The 16911-nt window shown below is 60.9% G+C and carries 13 protein-coding genes; 3 read left to right on the top strand and 10 right to left on the bottom strand.

The window, feature by feature from the left end:
• Positions 1-4 precede the first annotated feature (4 nt).
• Complete coding sequence (locus N2599_RS18680) at positions 5-1033, bottom strand: LacI family DNA-binding transcriptional regulator (RefSeq protein WP_027511966.1); 1029 nt, start codon at positions 1031-1033, stop codon at positions 5-7.
• 139 nt (positions 1034-1172) lie between these two features.
• Between N2599_RS18680 and N2599_RS18675 the strand changes: the two genes are divergently transcribed.
• Positions 1173-2462, top strand: coding sequence for an ABC transporter substrate-binding protein (locus N2599_RS18675; protein ID WP_027511967.1), 1290 nt, complete (start codon positions 1173-1175; stop codon positions 2460-2462).
• A gap of 450 nt (positions 2463-2912) precedes the next feature.
• Here the strand turns inward: N2599_RS18675 and N2599_RS18670 are convergent, their stop codons facing one another.
• From N2599_RS18670 to N2599_RS18640, 7 genes are all read right to left on the bottom strand, one after another.
• Positions 2913-4409, bottom strand: coding sequence for an amidase (locus tag N2599_RS18670; protein ID WP_027511968.1), 1497 nt, complete (start codon positions 4407-4409; stop codon positions 2913-2915).
• 13 nt (positions 4410-4422) lie between these two features.
• Positions 4423-5244 (bottom strand): sulfite exporter TauE/SafE family protein, encoded by an 822-nt coding sequence (locus tag N2599_RS18665; protein WP_037142931.1) that lies wholly within the window; start codon positions 5242-5244, stop codon positions 4423-4425.
• 3 nt (positions 5245-5247) lie between these two features.
• The gene (locus N2599_RS18660; RefSeq protein WP_027511970.1) at positions 5248-6630 is read right to left on the bottom strand and encodes a M20 family metallopeptidase; all 1383 of its coding nucleotides are present in this window, start codon (positions 6628-6630) and stop codon (positions 5248-5250) included.
• Between the two features lie 9 nt (positions 6631-6639).
• Complete coding sequence (locus N2599_RS18655) at positions 6640-8295, bottom strand: dipeptide ABC transporter ATP-binding protein (RefSeq protein ID WP_027511971.1); 1656 nt, start codon at positions 8293-8295, stop codon at positions 6640-6642.
• Positions 8295-9197: an ABC transporter permease gene (locus N2599_RS18650; protein ID WP_027511972.1), complete on the bottom strand. Its 903-nt coding sequence runs from the start codon at positions 9195-9197 to the stop codon at positions 8295-8297. The genes N2599_RS18655 and N2599_RS18650 overlap by 1 nt, the downstream gene beginning before the upstream one ends.
• Before the next feature lies 1 nt (position 9198).
• Complete coding sequence (locus N2599_RS18645; protein WP_027511973.1) at positions 9199-10116, bottom strand: ABC transporter permease; 918 nt, start codon at positions 10114-10116, stop codon at positions 9199-9201.
• A gap of 161 nt (positions 10117-10277) precedes the next feature.
• On the bottom strand, positions 10278-11795 hold the full coding sequence (locus tag N2599_RS18640) for an ABC transporter substrate-binding protein (RefSeq protein WP_027511974.1): 1518 nt from the start codon (positions 11793-11795) through the stop codon (positions 10278-10280).
• A gap of 177 nt (positions 11796-11972) precedes the next feature.
• Between N2599_RS18640 and N2599_RS18635 the strand changes: the two genes are divergently transcribed.
• Positions 11973-12650, top strand: coding sequence for a GntR family transcriptional regulator (locus N2599_RS18635; protein WP_027511975.1), 678 nt, complete (start codon positions 11973-11975; stop codon positions 12648-12650).
• Between the two features lie 53 nt (positions 12651-12703).
• Here the strand turns inward: N2599_RS18635 and N2599_RS18630 are convergent, their stop codons facing one another.
• Positions 12704-15022, bottom strand: a complete 2319-nt coding sequence (locus N2599_RS18630) for a thiamine pyrophosphate-binding protein (protein ID WP_084606573.1) — start codon at positions 15020-15022, stop codon at positions 12704-12706.
• Positions 15023-15223: 201 nt separating this feature from the next.
• Positions 15224-16237, bottom strand: coding sequence for a 1-aminocyclopropane-1-carboxylate deaminase (locus N2599_RS18625; protein WP_027511977.1), 1014 nt, complete (start codon positions 16235-16237; stop codon positions 15224-15226).
• 159 nt (positions 16238-16396) lie between these two features.
• On the opposite strand from N2599_RS18625, the gene N2599_RS18620 reads away from it, so the two are divergent.
• Positions 16397-16861, top strand: a complete 465-nt coding sequence (locus N2599_RS18620; protein WP_027511978.1) for an Lrp/AsnC family transcriptional regulator — start codon at positions 16397-16399, stop codon at positions 16859-16861.
• The last annotated feature ends 50 nt before the right edge of the window (positions 16862-16911 follow it).

Below are 16911 nucleotides of genomic sequence, written 5' to 3'. Positions count from 1 at the left end.
TCACTCAAGAGGTTACGACTTCGGGCACGGTACCCCCGGCAACGGGGATGACCGCATGGCATACATGACGGGCGGGGGCCGCCCGGTCGCGGAACCGGGACATCATCAAGCCGATCGCCTCCCGGCCAAGTGCTGCACGATCGACTCGCATGGTGGAAAGCGGCGGATTGGTCATCAGTGCGCAAGGCAGATCGTCAAAACCGACGATTGCGAAGTCTTTCGGCACGCGAAGGCCCGCTTCCGTCACAGCCTCCAGCACGCCGACCGCGATAAAATCGTTCATGCAGAAGGCAGCCGTGAAACCGGCGTTCTCTGCGAGGACCGCCGCCGTCAGTTCATGCGCCTCGCGGCTGGCACTGCCGTGAAAGTTCATCGGCACAAGCCTGCTTTCTGCGCCTTGGATTGACGCCACCGCCGCCTCGAAACCGCGGATACGCTCGCGGATCGTATGACGGTGGGAGCCGGTCAGATGCAGGATGCGCCGGTGACCGGCGTTCAGCAGCCGTTCGGCAGCCTGGAAGGCGCCGAAAAAATTGGAAGGTGAAACACCGTCGAGGCGAAGCTGCGGGTCCGTGCCATTGACGAGGACGACCGGAACCCTTTCGTCCTCGATCCAGCCGCGCAAGCTTTCGTTCGGATCGATGCCGACGAGAAAGAGACCCTCGGCACGCGCCAACTTCAATTGGTCTCGAATGACTTCGGGCGTCGCGCGGTCTTCCCGGATCAGCCGAACCTCGAAGGGCATTCCGTTCTCCGCCGCCGCTGCTCGCAGCCCCTCGACGATGGACTCGTAGAAAACGCTCAGTCCGCCCGTGACGCCGTCGCTCGCAATCAGCGCAAGTCCGCCGGGAACCGCTTCTTGAGGTGATCTCACCTGGTATCCATACTCGGCCGCCACCTTCAGAATATGCTCGCGCACGCTCCCGCTAATGCCGGGTTCGTTGGCAAGCACGCGTGAGACCGTCGAAACGGAGACGCCCGCCAAGGCTGCAATATCGGCCTGACGCGGCCGCCTGGGTTTGATTTCATTCATGGCTCAAAATTATGCAAATTACGCAAATTTGCAAGTGAAAGATAAAATGTTGCAAACAGAAATTTTTTGCGTACTCTGCTCGTGACATGCCGGAGAACCGTTGGAGGACGGCGCTGGCAGCCGACAAAGGAGGACAATCATGCAGATCAATCGACGTTCATTTTTGAAGGGCTCGGCCGGTGTGGCTACGGGGCTCGCATTCGGCGCAGGCAGCGCCATTCCGGCTTTCGCCGAAGACACGCAGCTGCGCGCCATGTGGTGGGGCTCGAACGACCGCGCCAAGCGTACGCTGGAAGTCGCAAAACTCTATCAGGCCAAAACGCCGGGCGTCACGATCGTCGGCGAGTCGCTCAGCGGCGACGGTTATTGGACGAAACTCGCGACGCAGATGGCCGGCCGCGCGATCGCCGATGTGTTCCAGCTCGAGCCCAGCACGATCTCCGATTACTCCAAGCGCGGCGCCTGCATGCCCCTCGACGAGTTCGTTCCCTCGGCTCTCAAGGTCGACGCCTTCGGCAAGGACATGCTGAAGCTGACGACTGTCGACAGCAAGCTCTATGGCATCGGCCTCGGCCTGAACTCCTTCGCACTCTTTTTCGACCAGACGGCCTTCGAAAAGGCAGGGTTTGCCTTGCCGACGCCGGACCTCACCTGGGACGAATATGCCAAACTGGCCGTCGAGCTCACAAAGGCCGCCGGCAAGGACAATTACTGGGGTGGCCCCTACGGCGCGCGCTATGCCTATGTCTTCGATGCCTGGCTGCGCCAGCGCGGCAAGAGCCTCTACGCCAATGGCAGCCTGGGTTTCGATGTCGAAGACGCCAAGGAGTGGTACAGCTTCTGGGAGGAACTGCGCAAGAAGGGCGGCACGGTCGCGGCCGATGTCCAGACGCTCGACCAGAACACCATCGACACCAACTGCTTGGCGCTCGGCAAATCGGCGATCGGCATGGCCTACTCGAACCAGCTCGTCGGCTATCAGCTGATCTCGAAGAGCAAACTGGCGATCACCATGTTGCCGCGTGAAAGGAAGAGCGGTCCCTCCGGCCACTATTACCGCCCCGCGCTCATCTGGAGCATGGGGGCGACAACGAAGAACGCTGAAGCGGCCGCCAAGTTCATCGACTTCTTCGTCAACGATACCGAAGCCGGCAAGATCCTCGGCGTGGAACGCGGCGTGCCGATGTCGGCGACCGTCCGCGAAGCAATCCTGCCGAACCTCAACCCGACGGAGCAGGAAACCGTCAAGTACGTTGAGCTGCTCAAGGATCAGGTCGGGGACTACCCGGCACCGGCCCCGCTCGGTGCGACGGAATTCGACCAGCGCGTCCTTCGCCCGATCGCCGACGAACTCGCCTTCGAACGCACGACGCCCGCAGACGCCGCGGCCCGCCTGGTGGAACAAGGCAAAGCAACGATCAGAAGCTGAATCGAACTTCTCTTCCTCGAAGGCCCGGTTTCGTGAACTGACCCGTAAAGTTGGACGGGTTAAAAGGCTGGGCAGATTTAAGGGCTGGGTTCTGTATTGCACAGGACTCAGCCTTTTGAGTTTCTATGCCGTCCGTGAGGCTTTGGTGGTATCAAAGCTGCTCGTGCTGCGGCTCGGGCAAGCTTTCCAAGCTGAGAGAGGAGATGGCGGTTGTCGTTCGCCGGCCACTGTTCGCGGTCCAAGCTATCGCTGAAGAGATCCCAATCCCGAACCGCGCCGCTGCAGACCGCGCTCACATTCCATCTGCCGAGCCGCCAAAACGCGGCTGCGAAGATCATCGCTCAATGCTCGTGTCATTCGCTCCCTCCGACAAATCAGTCGGGGGCATGGAATCATTGAAATCACAAAGAGGGAAATCCCCACGTCGATTCCGTGTTCAAGGGATGTGCTTTAGAAGCCCATGAACCCCTCGCAGTCGGCCAGTTTTGGAGCCGTCTTCAGCGTCTGCACGTCGACAATGGGAACCCCAAAAATCAGGTCGTCCGCAAAGATCTCCTCAATCGCGGCCGCCACCTGCAGAACGCCGGCGTCATCATGCCGCCTGCCGACGATCTGCAGACCGAAGGGCATGCCGAGCGCGTCTCGGCCGACGGGGATGGTGATCGACGGATGGCCGGCCAGCGTTGAGGCATAGGCCATGGCCAACCAGTGATAGTAGTTTTTCGTCGGCTGACCGTCGATCTCGGTCGGATAAAGCTCGTGCCAGTCGCGTGGGCTGATGGTCACGGCCGGGCAAAGCACATAATCATGGTCTTCGAAAAACCGCTGCCAATCGCGATAGAACCGGCCCTGTTTCACCAGTGCATCGGCAATATCGAGCGGCCCATAGCTTAGGCCCTCCTCAATATTGGCGCGGACATTCGGGCCGATCTTGTCCGGGTGGGTCTGCAACAGCGTGTGGTGCATACCGAGAAACATCACGCCGCGAAGAACGGAGAAGATGCGATCGGCATCGGTACAATCGGGGTGGGTCTCATCGACCCTGCCGAGATGGTCAGACAGCCGCGCCACCACCCGGCCAAAAGTCTCGCGGATCATCATGGAGGTCGGCGCAAAGCCGAAATCCTCGGTCACGACAATCCGAAGGGCAGCCAGGTCCGGACGCCGGCCCTGGCTGAAGCGGTCGGCCTGCCACGGAGTCTGCCCATCGACGACCACCGTATAGGGGTCGAGCCGATCGGGCCGCACCATAACCGACAGCATCAGAGCCACATCCGCGACGCTACGCCCCATCGGCCCGCTGGTCGACAGATGCATCAGCGCCATGGCGCGTGTATCGCCGGGAACAACGCCGGGAGATGGGCGGAAGCCGACAACACCGCAGAAGGCGGCAGGATTGCGCAGGCTGCCGCCAGTGTCCGAACCCGTGGCCAGCGGTGCCATTCGGGCCGCAAGAAGGGCTGCCGAACCGCCCGACGAGCCGGCTGCACTTTTCGTCGTGTCGTGAGGATTGGCCGTGACGCCATAAACGGCGTTGCGGGTATTGCCGCCGGCGCTCCAGTCCGGATTGTTGGTCTTGCCAAGAGGAATGCCGCCGGCCCGGCGCATGGCGGCAACGATGGCATCATCCTTCTCCGCGATATTGTCGCGAAAGATTTCCGAGCCGAAGGTGGTCGGCAGGCCCTGGACGTCGATCATGTCCTTGACGCCAAAAGGCAGGCCGTGCAATGGACCGAGCGCCTTATGACGCATCACGCTTTGCTCGGCCTGCCGCGCCTCGTCCCGGATACGGTCGAAATCCTGCGCCACCACCGCATTGATCGCGGGATTGATCTGCGTGACGCGCTCGATACAGGCCTCTGCCAGTTCAACCGGAGACAGGCGGCGCTGCCCAATCAGCCGGCGAGCTTCCATCGCATCGAGATCGGCGGGATGGGTCTTGCTCATGGCGATACCTTTTTTACATCGAGAGAGCGACAAGGCCCTTGGTCAGCATATTGAGGGCCAACAGCGAGATGAACACGGCGAAAATCCGCTTGAGCATAGCAGCCGGCAGGTAATGCGCCAGCCGGACGCCGAGGGAGACCGTGGTCATCGATATGGCAACGATGACGACCAGAGCCGGCAGGTTGACGAAACCGATCGTGTAGGGCGGAAGACCGGGAAGGCCCCAGCCGGCGATCAGAAATCCGGCAAACGATGGCACGGAGATCAACAGCCCGAATCCCGAGGACGTGGCCACCGCCTTCTGCACCGGCATGCCATAGAGCGTCATGGCCGGCACGCCGAAGGAGCCACCGCCGATGCCCATCATCGCCGAGAAAAAACCGATGACCAACCCGTAGGCACTGGCCAGCACCCGGCCCGGCATCGTGTCCGACAGTTTCCAGTGCGGCCGGCTGATCAGCATGTAGAGCCCTATCACCATTCCAATCACCCCGAAGATCACCGACAGATTGGCCGAGCGCAGCGAAGCGGCACCCACCACCCCGGCCAGCGCGCCGAGGGAAATCGCGGGTCCCCAGCGCTTGAGCACGGACCAGTCGACCGCATCACGCCGATGGTGCATCAGAACCGAACGCGCTGAATTGAAGATGATTGTGCCGCCAGACGTCGCGACACAGACCTGCATCAAGCGGTCACTCTCATAGCCGAGGAACTCGAAGACGTAATAGAGCGCTGGCACCAGGACGACACCGCCGCCGATCCCGAGCAGGCCGGCAATCAGGCCGGACAAGGCGCCTGTCGCGGCCAGAAAGACAAAGAGCAGAACGAAATCCATCGATCAGGCAATCGCTTTCAGGCTTGCGGCATTCTCGGCGATATCGAGGAACAGCGCTGTCATCACCTGCACGCCTTCGCGTGCAATCGGCACGAGCGCATGCTCGTTGGGGCCGTGCTGGCCACATTCGGCATGGGAGTGCGGAATCCAGATCGTCGGCAGCCCGAGGATGTCGGTAAAGGCATCGTTGGGCAGGGAGCCGGCCAGATTGGGCAGTACATGCGGCTGCTTTCCCGCCGACTGCGCCAGCGAGTTTTGGACAAAACGCACCCAGGGATGATCAGGCGAAAAGCGGGTGGCCCGGAAGGCCTCACCGCGCGCGGGACGAACCTCGACCATGGGAAAGCCTTGGGCATCGAGATGGCGGCGCAGCGCCGGGATAATGTCCTCAATGTCAGTGCCGACGACGAAGCGCAGCTGGCAGGTGGCCTGCGCCGAGCCCGAGATGGCATTCTGCGGCGCGTCGATATTGCCAGAGGACATGGCGAGCACGGCAAAGGAATTCCAGCCGAAAACGCGTTCGCTCGGCGTCAGATCGCTCTCGCCCCATTCGCTATCGTGGTGACGCGGCGGCAAATCGCGGAGGGTGGCACGGATATCGGGCGTCAGGCTCGTCGGGCGCCATTCGGGGATCCGGATCTGACCCCGCGCATCCGTGATCGTCGCGATCGCCTGGGCCAGGATGATGGCGGGATCGGCCAGCAATCCGCCGAAGTTGCCGGAATGGTGGTCGCCGTCACGCAGATTGACCATCAGATTGATCGACATGCCGCCGCGCGACCCCATGAACATGGTCGGCGTGTCGACGGCCAAACGCGGGCCGTCCGACGCGATCAGCACATCGGCTGCCAGCCGCTCCCGGTTGGCGGTAAAGAATTCGCGCAGCCCGAAGGAGCCGGTCTCCTCGGCCATTTCGAGAATGATCCTGGCATTGAAACCGAGCCGGCCATTTTCGCGGATCAGCAATTCCAGCGCCCTGATGTTGATCAGATGCTGGATCTTGTTGTCGGCGGTGCCGCGGCCATAGAGCCTGTCGCCCTCTTGGATCAGCGTGAAGGGCTCAAGTCCCTCCCGCCAGCGATGGGCCTCCCCGTTGCAGACATCGCCATGGCCATAGACCAGAACCGTCGGCAAGCTCTCGTCCTCAATGCGGCTGGCGATCAGCAGGGGAGCGCCGCCCTCGCGGGGATTGTCGAAAATCTCGACGGCAAAGCCCATGGCCGACAACAGGGGCTGCATATCCTCCTGCAGATAGGCGTAGAGATCCTCGATCCGCCCTTCCGACTGGCTGACGGAGCGGCGCGCCACGAGCGCGGCCAGATCCGCGACCAGCCCTCCGCCGTCGACATAGTGCGCGGCGGCTTCGATCAGGTGTGTTCTGTCCATGGGATGCATTTACCTCGCTGCGTCGGCAGGGCCAAGCGCTGCCATATCTGGCGCTTCCCAGCCGCGGCCGGGCATGGCGGCGAGCAGTTGGCGCGTATAGGAATGTTGCGGTTTGCCGAAAACGTCGTCGACCACGCCATATTCCACCACCTCGCCTTTCGACATGACGAGAATATGGTCGGAAATTTCGGCCGCCACCCGCAGATCGTGGGTGATGAAAATGACGGTCAGGCCGACGGCCTTGCGGATGTCGTCGAGCAGCTTCAGCACGTCCTTCTGCACGGAAACGTCGAGCGCCGACACCGCTTCATCGGCGATCAGGATTTTCGGCTCGACCATCAGGGCGCGGGCAATCGAAATGCGCTGGCGCTGGCCACCGGAAAACTGCGCCGGATACCGATCGAGCGCATCCTCCTCCAGTCGGACGATCTTCAGAAGCGCTCGTGCCTTCTCCATGGCCTGCTTGCGCGGCACGCCGAAATTGACCGGCCCCTCGACCAGCAGGTCGCCAATCTTGCGGCGCGGATTGAGCGACCCATAGGGGTCCTGAAAGACGATCTGGATATGTTTTCTGAAATTGCGCCGGCCGGCGGCCGTGGTCGTTTCCAACCTCAAATTGCCGATCCAGACGGACCCCTCGTCAGGCTCGACAAGCCCCATCAGGCAACGCACCAGCGTCGTCTTGCCGGAGCCGGATTCTCCGACGATGCCAAGCGTCTGGCCTTCCAGGACGGTAAAGTCCGTCGGCTTGACGGCATGCACCTTGCGGGCCGGCTTGAACAGCGTGCGGGCGGTCGAATAGGTCTTTTCAATGCCTGCGACCCTCAGCGCGATCGGCGCAGACGTATCAGGTTTGCCCTTGATGCCATGGCGTTTCGGCACGGCATCGATCAGCATGCGTGTATAGGGATGGCTCGGGCTATTGAGCACCTGTTCGGCGGTGCCCTGCTCGACGACCACGCCCTTCTGCATCACCAATACACGATCGGCCAGTTCGGCCACCACGTCGAAATCATGGGTGACGAACAGGATGCCTGCCTTACGGCTTTCCTTCAGCGCCTTGAACATGTCGAGGATCTGCGCCTGCGTCGTGACATCGAGCGCCGTCGTCGGTTCGTCGGCGATCAGCAGGCGCGGCTCCATCGCGAGCGCAATGGCGATGACGATGCGTTGGCGCTGGCCGCCCGACAGTTGATGCGGATAGGCATGATAGAGGCGTTCGGGGTCGGGAAGACGCACTTCCTTAAGAAGAGCCAATGTGCGAGCCCGGCGCTCGGCACTGGATATGTGCGTATGCGCCTCGAAGACTTCCTCGATCTGGTCGCCGACCGTATAACACGGATTGAGCGCACTCATGGGCTCCTGGAAGATCATGCCCATGCGGCTGCCGCGCAAGCGGGCATGCTCGGCCTCGGAGAGCTTCAGCACATCGCGACCTTCAAAGAGAATTTCGCCTGACGACGGCTTCAGGATTTTTGGCAAGAGACCCATGGCGGCAAAGGATGTGATCGATTTTCCGGAACCGGATTCCCCGACGATGCAGAGGATTTCCTTCTCGTGGATATCGAGCGACAGGTTGCTGACGGCATGCGGGCGATCGCCGCCCTTCGGCAGGTCGATGGTCAGGTTGCAGATCGATAGGACGGGCGTGGCAGGGTGGGTCATCAGTTTCTGCCCTCCGGCGCGGTCACGTCGCGAATGCCGTCGCCCAGCATGTTGATTGAAAAGACCAGGATGAACAGGGCGATACCGGGAATGGTGATCAGCCAGCTCTCGAACAGCAGCATTTCCTTGCCCTCGGAGATCATCAGCCCCCAGGATGGGGTTGGCGGCTGAACGCCGAGCCCGAGGAAGGACAATGCCGCTTCCAGGATAATGGCGTGGGCCATTTCGAGCGTGACGATGACGATCAGCGCATTCATCACATTCGGCAGCACATCCTTGAACAGAATGCGTGGCAGGCTGGCGCCCAGCACTTCAGCCGCCGCGATGTAGTCCATCTGCCGCACCTGCATGGTGGCGCTACGCAGCACCACCGCAAAACGGTCCCAGAGCAGCAGTCCGAGCACCGAAACGACGACGGTCAACGATCCGCCGAACAGCGCCACCACGGCCAGCGCCACCAGCGTTGCCGGCAAAGCCAGCCGCACCGAGACGATGAACATGACCACCGCGTCGACCTTGCCGCCAAAATAGCCGCCAAGAACACCGAGTGTAGTGCCTATCACGGCGGAGATGAGAGCCGCGGTAAATCCGATCAGCAGCGAGACGCGAGCGCCGTAGATCAGCCGCGACAGGTAGTCCCGGCCCAGCGCATCGGTGCCGAGCAGGTGCTTCCAATCTCCGCCCAGAAAGACCGGCGGGGCGAGCCGCGCCAGAAGATCCTGCTTGTAAGGATCGAATGGAGCGATCAGCGGCGCGAAAAGCGCGACGAGGCCAACGAACAGCAAGATCAGGAAGCCGACCATGAAACCGCGATGTTTCAGGGCCTTGCGGGCGAGCACACGAGATGGCGCCGGCAAGGCCGCGGGAACACCAAGGCTGATTGTTTGGGACGTATCGCTCATGTCAGGCAGTCCTCAGACGGGGGTCGAGCCATGCGTTCAAGACATCGGCCAGGAAGGTGAAGACGATATAGAACATCGCGAAGATCAGGATGAGCGCTTGCATGGTCGGCAGATCGTTGCGGGAGATCGATTCCCAAGCCAGGAAGCCCGCTCCATGCAGCGCGAAAATGGTTTCCACCACGACCGACCCGCCGAACATGAAGCCGAGTTGCACGGCGGCCAGACTAACCACCGGGATGATTGCATTGCGCAGCGCATGCTTGAACAGAACCCGCCGAGGCTTGATGCCCTTGGCTCTTGCTGTACGGATGTAGTCGGCGGACAGCACTTCCAGCATGCCGGCCCGTGTCAACCGCATGATAGCCGGCGTCGCGTAGTAGCCGAGCACGATCATCGGCAGGATGTAGCCGGTCCATTGCCGCGTTCCCGAGGCCGGCACCCATCCGAGATTGACCGAGAAGACAACGATCAGGATGAGGCCGAACCAGAAGCTCGGGATCGCCTGTCCGACAACAGCAATGCCGAGGGCCAGCCGGTCGATCAACGTATTGGGAAAGGCGGCGGCAAGAACGCCCACGGGAATGGCCAGCAGCAGGGCGAAGCTCATGCCAAGGAAACCAATGGTCAGGGTGACCGGTAGTCGTTCGGCGATCATGCCTGAGACGGGGGTCTTGAAATAGTAGCTCATGCCGAAATCGCCGGAGAGTGCGCGCATCAGCCAGTCGACATATTGAACGAGCAACGGCCGGTCGAAACCGTATTGGCTGCGGATCGCCACGATCACCTCTCCGGAAGCCCCCTCTCCGGCAATGGCGATGGCGGGATCTCCTGCCATGAACAGAAGAGTGAAACTGATGAAAGAGACAGTCAGCGCAACCAGCGCCGCCATGCCAATCTTGGTCAGGACAAATTTCAACATCTGAAACCCTCAAGCAGGCGGTGTCGTGCCGTGGCGACACCGGGCCAATGCATGTCTTAAGGTGTGCAGCGGTTTTGCGATCACGACATGCCTCGAAAACAAGAAGCTCAAACCCAGGCCGGGCCGCCAGCAAACGACGTTCCGGCCCGCGGATGCGGATGTCACTTCCAGCCGATCTCGTAGAAGCGGACCAGTTCGTCCGGCGTCGGCATGAAGGAAATGTCGCCGCTCATGACGTAGTTGGTGGAATAATTCCACAGCGGCACCCAATAGGCCTTGTCGGCGATCACTGAGAGCGCCTGCGTGTAGAGCCTCTTGCGCTCGGCCGAATCGATGGAGGAATCGGCCTTCTCCAGCAGATCGGACAGGTTCTTGTCGCGCGCGTCATCTTCACCGCCCAGGGTGAAGAATTCGCTGGTGATCGCCGAGACATCGGCAATCGAGTTGGAGCCCCAGGTCAAGAAGGAGATCGGGACGCCTTCCTTGATGCGCTTTTCGCGCAGCGCCGCGTATTGCATATAGTTAAGGTTGGCCTTGATGCCGATTTCGGCCAACATGCCAATCATCGCTTCGGCCAGAGGCCGGTCACGATAGGCATAGAATTCAATCTCAAAACCGTCGGGATAGTTGGCTTCCGCCAGCAGCGCCTTGGCCTTTGCCGGATCGTAGGCATAGGTCGCAACGGCCTTGTCGCAGCCGAACTGGCTGGGCGAGCAGGCGCTGTTGATCACTTCCGTCGTGCCCTTCATCAGCGCCTCGACGATACCGTCGCGGTTGATCGCGTGGTAAATCGCCTGCCGCACCTTGACATCCGTCAACGGGTTCTTGTCGCCTGAGCGGCCAGCCGCATCGAGCGACAGATAGCCGACGCGCATGGTCGGGGCATTGATCACCTGGAAGCTGTCCTGGCCGGCCATCTTGTCGGCCTGGTCGGAAGGCACCTGCCAGACGAGATCGATCGTGCCATTGAAAAGTTCCGCCATCTGCGTGTTGATGTCCGGAATGGTGCGTATATCGATGGTGCCGACCTTGGCTTTCGGTTTGGCGGCTGCAAAATAATCTTCGTTGCGCTTCAGCACGAAATGTTTGCCGGGTTCGACGGCCTCGAATTTGTAAGGACCTGTGCCGATCGGTTTGGTGGCAACGCCGGCCGGGCCGACGGCTTTGTAATATTCATCGGGATGGATGATGACGGGGCCGGCCAGATATTCGAGCGCGGCCGGGAACGGCCCATTTGTGATGATGCGTACCTTGAACTGATCGACCTTTTCGACCTGCTTGATCCATCCCGTCGCCACCTTGTTCTTCGTGCCATTCTTCGGATCGACGGTGAAATTCAGCGTATAGACGACGTCATCGGCATCAAAGGCCTCGCCATTGTGGAACTTGACGCCTTCGCGCAGCGTCAGGTCCAGCGTCGTGGAATCCACCCAGTTCCAACCGGTTGCCAGATTGCCGACATATTCGCCGGTTGCCGGATCGCGATAGAGAAGGCCGTCCCAGACGGCATTTCCGAGCAGGATACCCTCGCGCGCCGTGTTGAAATAGGGATCGACATGTTCGAGTTCCTTCGCAAAAGCGATGGAGACCGTGTCGTCCGCCTTGCCGGCCCAGGCGGCGCTTGCAAACAGGAATGCGGGCAGGAGAGCGGCCACAGCCGCAGTCTTTGTCAGTTTCATTCTCGTTCCCTTTTTCAATTCGCCTATTTTTTAGGCTTTTGCAGTGCATGGCGTTATTGTACTCGTTTTTAGATGTTTGTATACAACATTATCCAATTGCGTACTTATTCTAAAGGTTGCATACGTCTCGCTTGCCAAATCCCGCACCTCGCACCACAATGCGCGTGGAGGACTGATATGAATTTGCCCGCATCAAAACCGCCGACAGCCGATGTGCTGTATGAGCGCATCGAGACGCTGATCGCCGAAGGTCATTTCAAAGATGGCGAGCGGCTTGACGAAATGCGCCTCGCGCGCGACTTCGGTGTATCGCGCACGCCGCTGCGCGAAGCTCTGCGCCTTCTGTCCGCAACCGGACTGGTAGGACTCATTCCCAATCGTGGCGCCTTCGTGCGCCAGCCGGATTTCACCCGTCTTGTGGAAATGTTCGAAGTGATGGCCGAGGTCGAAGCCTGGTGTGCCCGGCTTGCCGCCGGCCGCATCACCAAGGCCCAACTGCTGCTTCTGCGTCAGGCCGCCTCTGCCTGCGAAGCAGCCCTTCAGGCGCAAGATTATAAGCGCTACTATGTCGAAAACGCCACGTTTCACACGATGATCTACGAAGCGTCTGGCAATGGCTTCCTGGCTGAAGAAGCCCGTAGCCTGCACAGGCGCCTCAAGCCCTTCCGACAGGCCCAGCTTTCCTTCGGCGACCGTCTGTCGCAGTCGATGATCGAACATCGCGAAGTCCTGCTGGCGCTCGAAGCGGGCGATGCGGCGCGCGCCGATTCCGTGATGCGTGACCATATCCGTGTCCAGGGCAGTATCTACGAAGAATACCGCCAATCCATGAACGGTGCGCGAGATAGCGCCTGATGCCAGGCCTCGTGAGACCTGACGCCAAAGTCGGCGATCTACGCCATTGGACATCATGGGAATAGCAGAAGCTCGGACACTGCAGCACCCCGAGTCAGGCCGGATATCGTCCTGACGATCCCCGCCTTGTCGATGCCGTAGTGGCGATAGAGATCCTGCACCGTGCCGGTCTGACCGAAATGCTCGACCCCGAGCGGTACAGTCCGATGGCCGTGAACGGCACCGAGCCAGGCAAGCCCTACGGGATGTCCATCGGTGACAGTGACAAGGGTGCAATGGGAAGGAAGGCCGGCGAGCAAGGTCTCGACATGACCGGACGCTCGATTGACGCCCCGGCGTCGCGCCCTTTGGGCCGCAGTCCAGCCGGCGTTGAGACGATCGGCGGAGGTCACGGCCAGCACGCCGATATCCCGCCGGCTTTCGCCGAGCAGCCCGGCCGCCGCAATCACTTCCGGTGCAATGCAGCCTTGGTAGACCAGGACGACATCGGCATTCGGCCCGGGCGGCTTCAGCCAATAACCGCCATCGATGACGCCTTGACGGAAGCGCGGATCGCTGCGCGGCGCCGGCTGCTCGAGCGGCCGCGTCGTCAGCCGCAGATAGACGGAGCCGCCCGTCTCGTCGCGCAGCCAAGTGCGCTCGTCCGGCTGTCCGTCGCCATCGCGCTGCATGTAATCGAAAGACCAGTCCATGATGATTGCGAGTTCATCGAGGAAGGCCGGCTCGAAACTCGCCAGCCCGTCCTGGCTGATGCCGATCAGCGGCGTGGCGATCGACTGATGCGCGCCGCCCTCTGACGCCAACGTGATGCCGGACGGCGTGCCGACGATCATGAAACGGGCATCCTGGTAGCAGGCATAGTTCAAGGCATCGAGACCACGGGAGATGAAGGGATCATAAACCGTGCCAACCGGCAGCAGGCGCTCGCCGAACAGGGAATGGGAGAGACCGCAGGCGGCCAGAAGCAGGAAGAAGTTCATCTCGGCAATGCCGAGTTCGATATGCTGGCCCTCCGGCGAGAAATGCCATTTCTGCGCGGACGGCACCCGCTCGTCGCGAAACGTATCGGCCCGCGCATCGCGCGCAAACAGGCCACGCCGGTTGACCCAGGGGCCGAGATTGGTGGAGACGGTGACATCTGGGGCGGTGGTCACGATGCGGGCGGCGAGTGCGGTGTGGGTTTTGGCCAATGCATCGAGGATCTTGCCGAAGCCGGCCTGGGTAGACAGAACGCGATCCTGCATCTGAACCGGACCCTCTGTCGCGATCCGCTCCGCCTTGAAACGTCGCGGCCCCGCCTCGAAGAACCGCACATCGGCAAGGAAAGCCTTTACGCTACGGCTATCGACAATGGTCGAAAACGGGTCCCATTCCGTTCCGGGCGCGACCTGCATTGCCGCCTGGAAATCTGCCATCTGGCTCGTTGTCATCAGCCCGGCATGATTGTCCTTGTGGCCGGCGAGCGGTGTGCCCCAGCCTTTGATCGTATAAGCCAGGAAGACCGTCGGCCGGTCGTGATCGACACTGTCGAACACCTCGGTCAGCGTTTCCAGGCAATGGCCGCCCAGATCGTTCATCAGTTCGGCCAGTTCGGCATCGGACCGGCGCTCGATCAGCGCCGCCACATCGCGCCGGTCGCCGATCTCGTCGAGCAGCCGACGTCGCCAGGCGGCACCGCCCTGGAAGGTCAACGCCGCGTAGAGCTGGTTCGGGCAGGCGTCGATCCAGTCCTTCAGGCGCGATCCACCCGGCTCGCCAAAAGCGGCCTTCTGCAGCGCACCGTATTTGACGATGACGACATCCCAGCCGAAGGCCTTGAAAATGGCCTCGATGCGCTGCCATAGACCTTCGCGCACCACGCCATCGAGGCTCTGGCGATTGTAGTCGATGACCCACCAGGTATTGCGCAGATCGTGCTTCCAGCCTTCCTGCAGGCACTCGTAGATATTGCCTTCGTCCAGTTCGGCATCGCCGACCAGGGCGATCATCCGCCCGAGCGGACGCTTCTGCGCCCAGGGTCTGGCGGCAATGTAATCCTGCACCATCGAGGCAAAGGCCGTGACGGCCACGCCGAGACCGACCGAACCGGTGGAGAAATCGAGATCGTCAATATCCTTGGTGCGGCTCGGATAGGATTGCGCGCCGCCGAAGCCACGGAAATTCTCGAGCTTGTCACGGTTCTGGTTGCCCATCAGATACTGGATGGCATGAAATACCGGCGAGGCATGCGGCTTGACCGCGACGCGATCTTCCGGCCGCAGCACGTGACAATAGAGCGCCGTCAGGAGGGAGGCCATCGAGGCCGAGGAGGCCTGATGTCCGCCGACCTTGACTTCGCCCTTTTCACGCAGGTGATTGGCACTGTGGATCATCCAGCAGGCAAGCCATAGGACCTGCTTCTCGATGGATTTCAGAATTGCGATATCGGTGCTTGTCACGGTCGTCTCCCAGTCACGCGTTCATGCCTGATGAGGATCCGCCGGCGGCTTCTCGCTTTGCTCTGTTCGGATCCCGTTCCCATGTCTGCTACACCCGGCCGGATGATCTTCCCGCCGGGTGGCTTTGGCAGGACGTCAGCCGTTGCGGAACGTGTAGGCATAGCCGTTGATGGCCGGTGCGCCGCCGAGATGGGCGTAAAGCACCTTGGAGCCTTCCGGGAAGTAACCCTTCTTGACCAGGTCGATCATGCCCTGCATCGACTTGCCCTCATAAACCGGGTCGGTGATCATGCCTTCGAGACGGGCGCAGAGCCGGATGGCGTCCTTGGTCTCGTCGGAGGGCACGCCATAGACCGGGTAGGCATAATCCTCGATCAGGATGATATCGTCCAATGTCAGGTCCCGGCCAAGGTCGACCAGTTCGGCGGTGCGCTGGGCAATCTCCAGCACCTGGGCCTTGGTCTGAGTCGGCGTGAAGGAAGCGTCGATGCCGATGACATTGCGCTCGCGGCCATCCTTGGCAAAGCCAACCGTCATGCCGGCATGCGTGGAACCCGTCACCGTGCAGACGACGATATAGTCGAACTTGAAGCCGAGTTCGGCTTCCTGGGCCCGGACTTCCTCGGCAAAGCCGACATAGCCGAGACCACCATATTTGTGCACGGAAGCGCCGGCCGGGATCGGATAAGGCTTGCCGCCCTTGGCCTTCACGTCCTCGATGGCCTCCTCCCAGCTCTGGCGGATGCCGATATCGAAGCCCTCGTCCACCATCTGCACATCCGCACCCATGATGCGGCTCAGCAGAATATTGCCGACGCGGTCATAGACGGCATCTTCGTGCGGTACCCAGCTTTCCTGCACAAGCCGGCACTTGAAGCCGATCTTGGCCGCGACCGCGGCGATCATGCGCGTATGGTTTGACTGCACGCCGCCGATCGAGACCAGCGTGTCGGCATTGGAAGCAATCGCATCGGGGATGATGTATTCGAGCTTGCGAAGTTTGTTGCCACCGAAGGCCAGACCTGAATTGCAATCCTCGCGCTTGGCATAAAGCTCGACCTTGCCGCCGAGATGTTCGGATAGCCGTTCCAGCTTTTCGATATGGGTTTGTCCGAATGTGAGCGGATAGCGCTCGAACTTCTCCAGCATGGGATCCCCTTCTGCTTGTTATGACACTGGGGAAACGCTACCATCACACGCATGAAAGGTGCTCTCAAAGTTGCGTTCGATATTTCTGCTTTTGCACTAGAACGTCGAATAGATGGGCGATATCTTTCATTCTTATATTAATTTTCGGATGATTCTTTCATGGCCCCGGAATTGGACCGCATCGACCTGAAAATGCTCCGCCTGCTGCAAAACAACGGCCGGCTCAGCAATGCCGAATTGGCGCAGATGGTCGATGTCAGCGCCGCAACCTGCCATCGCCGCACGCAGCGGCTTTTCGAAGAGGGCTATGTCCAGTCGGTCAGAGCAATGGTCGAGCCGCAGAAGGTCGACCGCGGTGCGCTGGTTATGGTCGGCGTTGTGCTAGATCGCTCGACGCCGGAAAGCTTCGGCGCCTTTGAAAAGGCGGTCGCCAAGCTGAACTTCGTGCTGGATTGCAATCTGGTTGCGGGCGATTTCGATTACTTCCTGAAGATCCGCGTGCGCGACATGGCGGATTTTAACCGCATCCATGGCACGCAATTGATCGCCCTGCCCGGCGTGCGCCAGACCCGCACCTTCTTCGTGATGAAGGAAGTGGTGGACAATGCTCCGCTGAACTTTTGACAAATGCTTTCCGGCCCTCGACCAGGCCGGAAGAATGTCGGGCTCAGCCT

This window comes from Rhizobium sullae (assembly GCF_025200715.1).
GTDB lineage: Bacteria > Pseudomonadota > Alphaproteobacteria > Rhizobiales > Rhizobiaceae > Rhizobium > Rhizobium sullae.
This window is presented reverse-complemented; position numbering and strand designations above follow the sequence as displayed.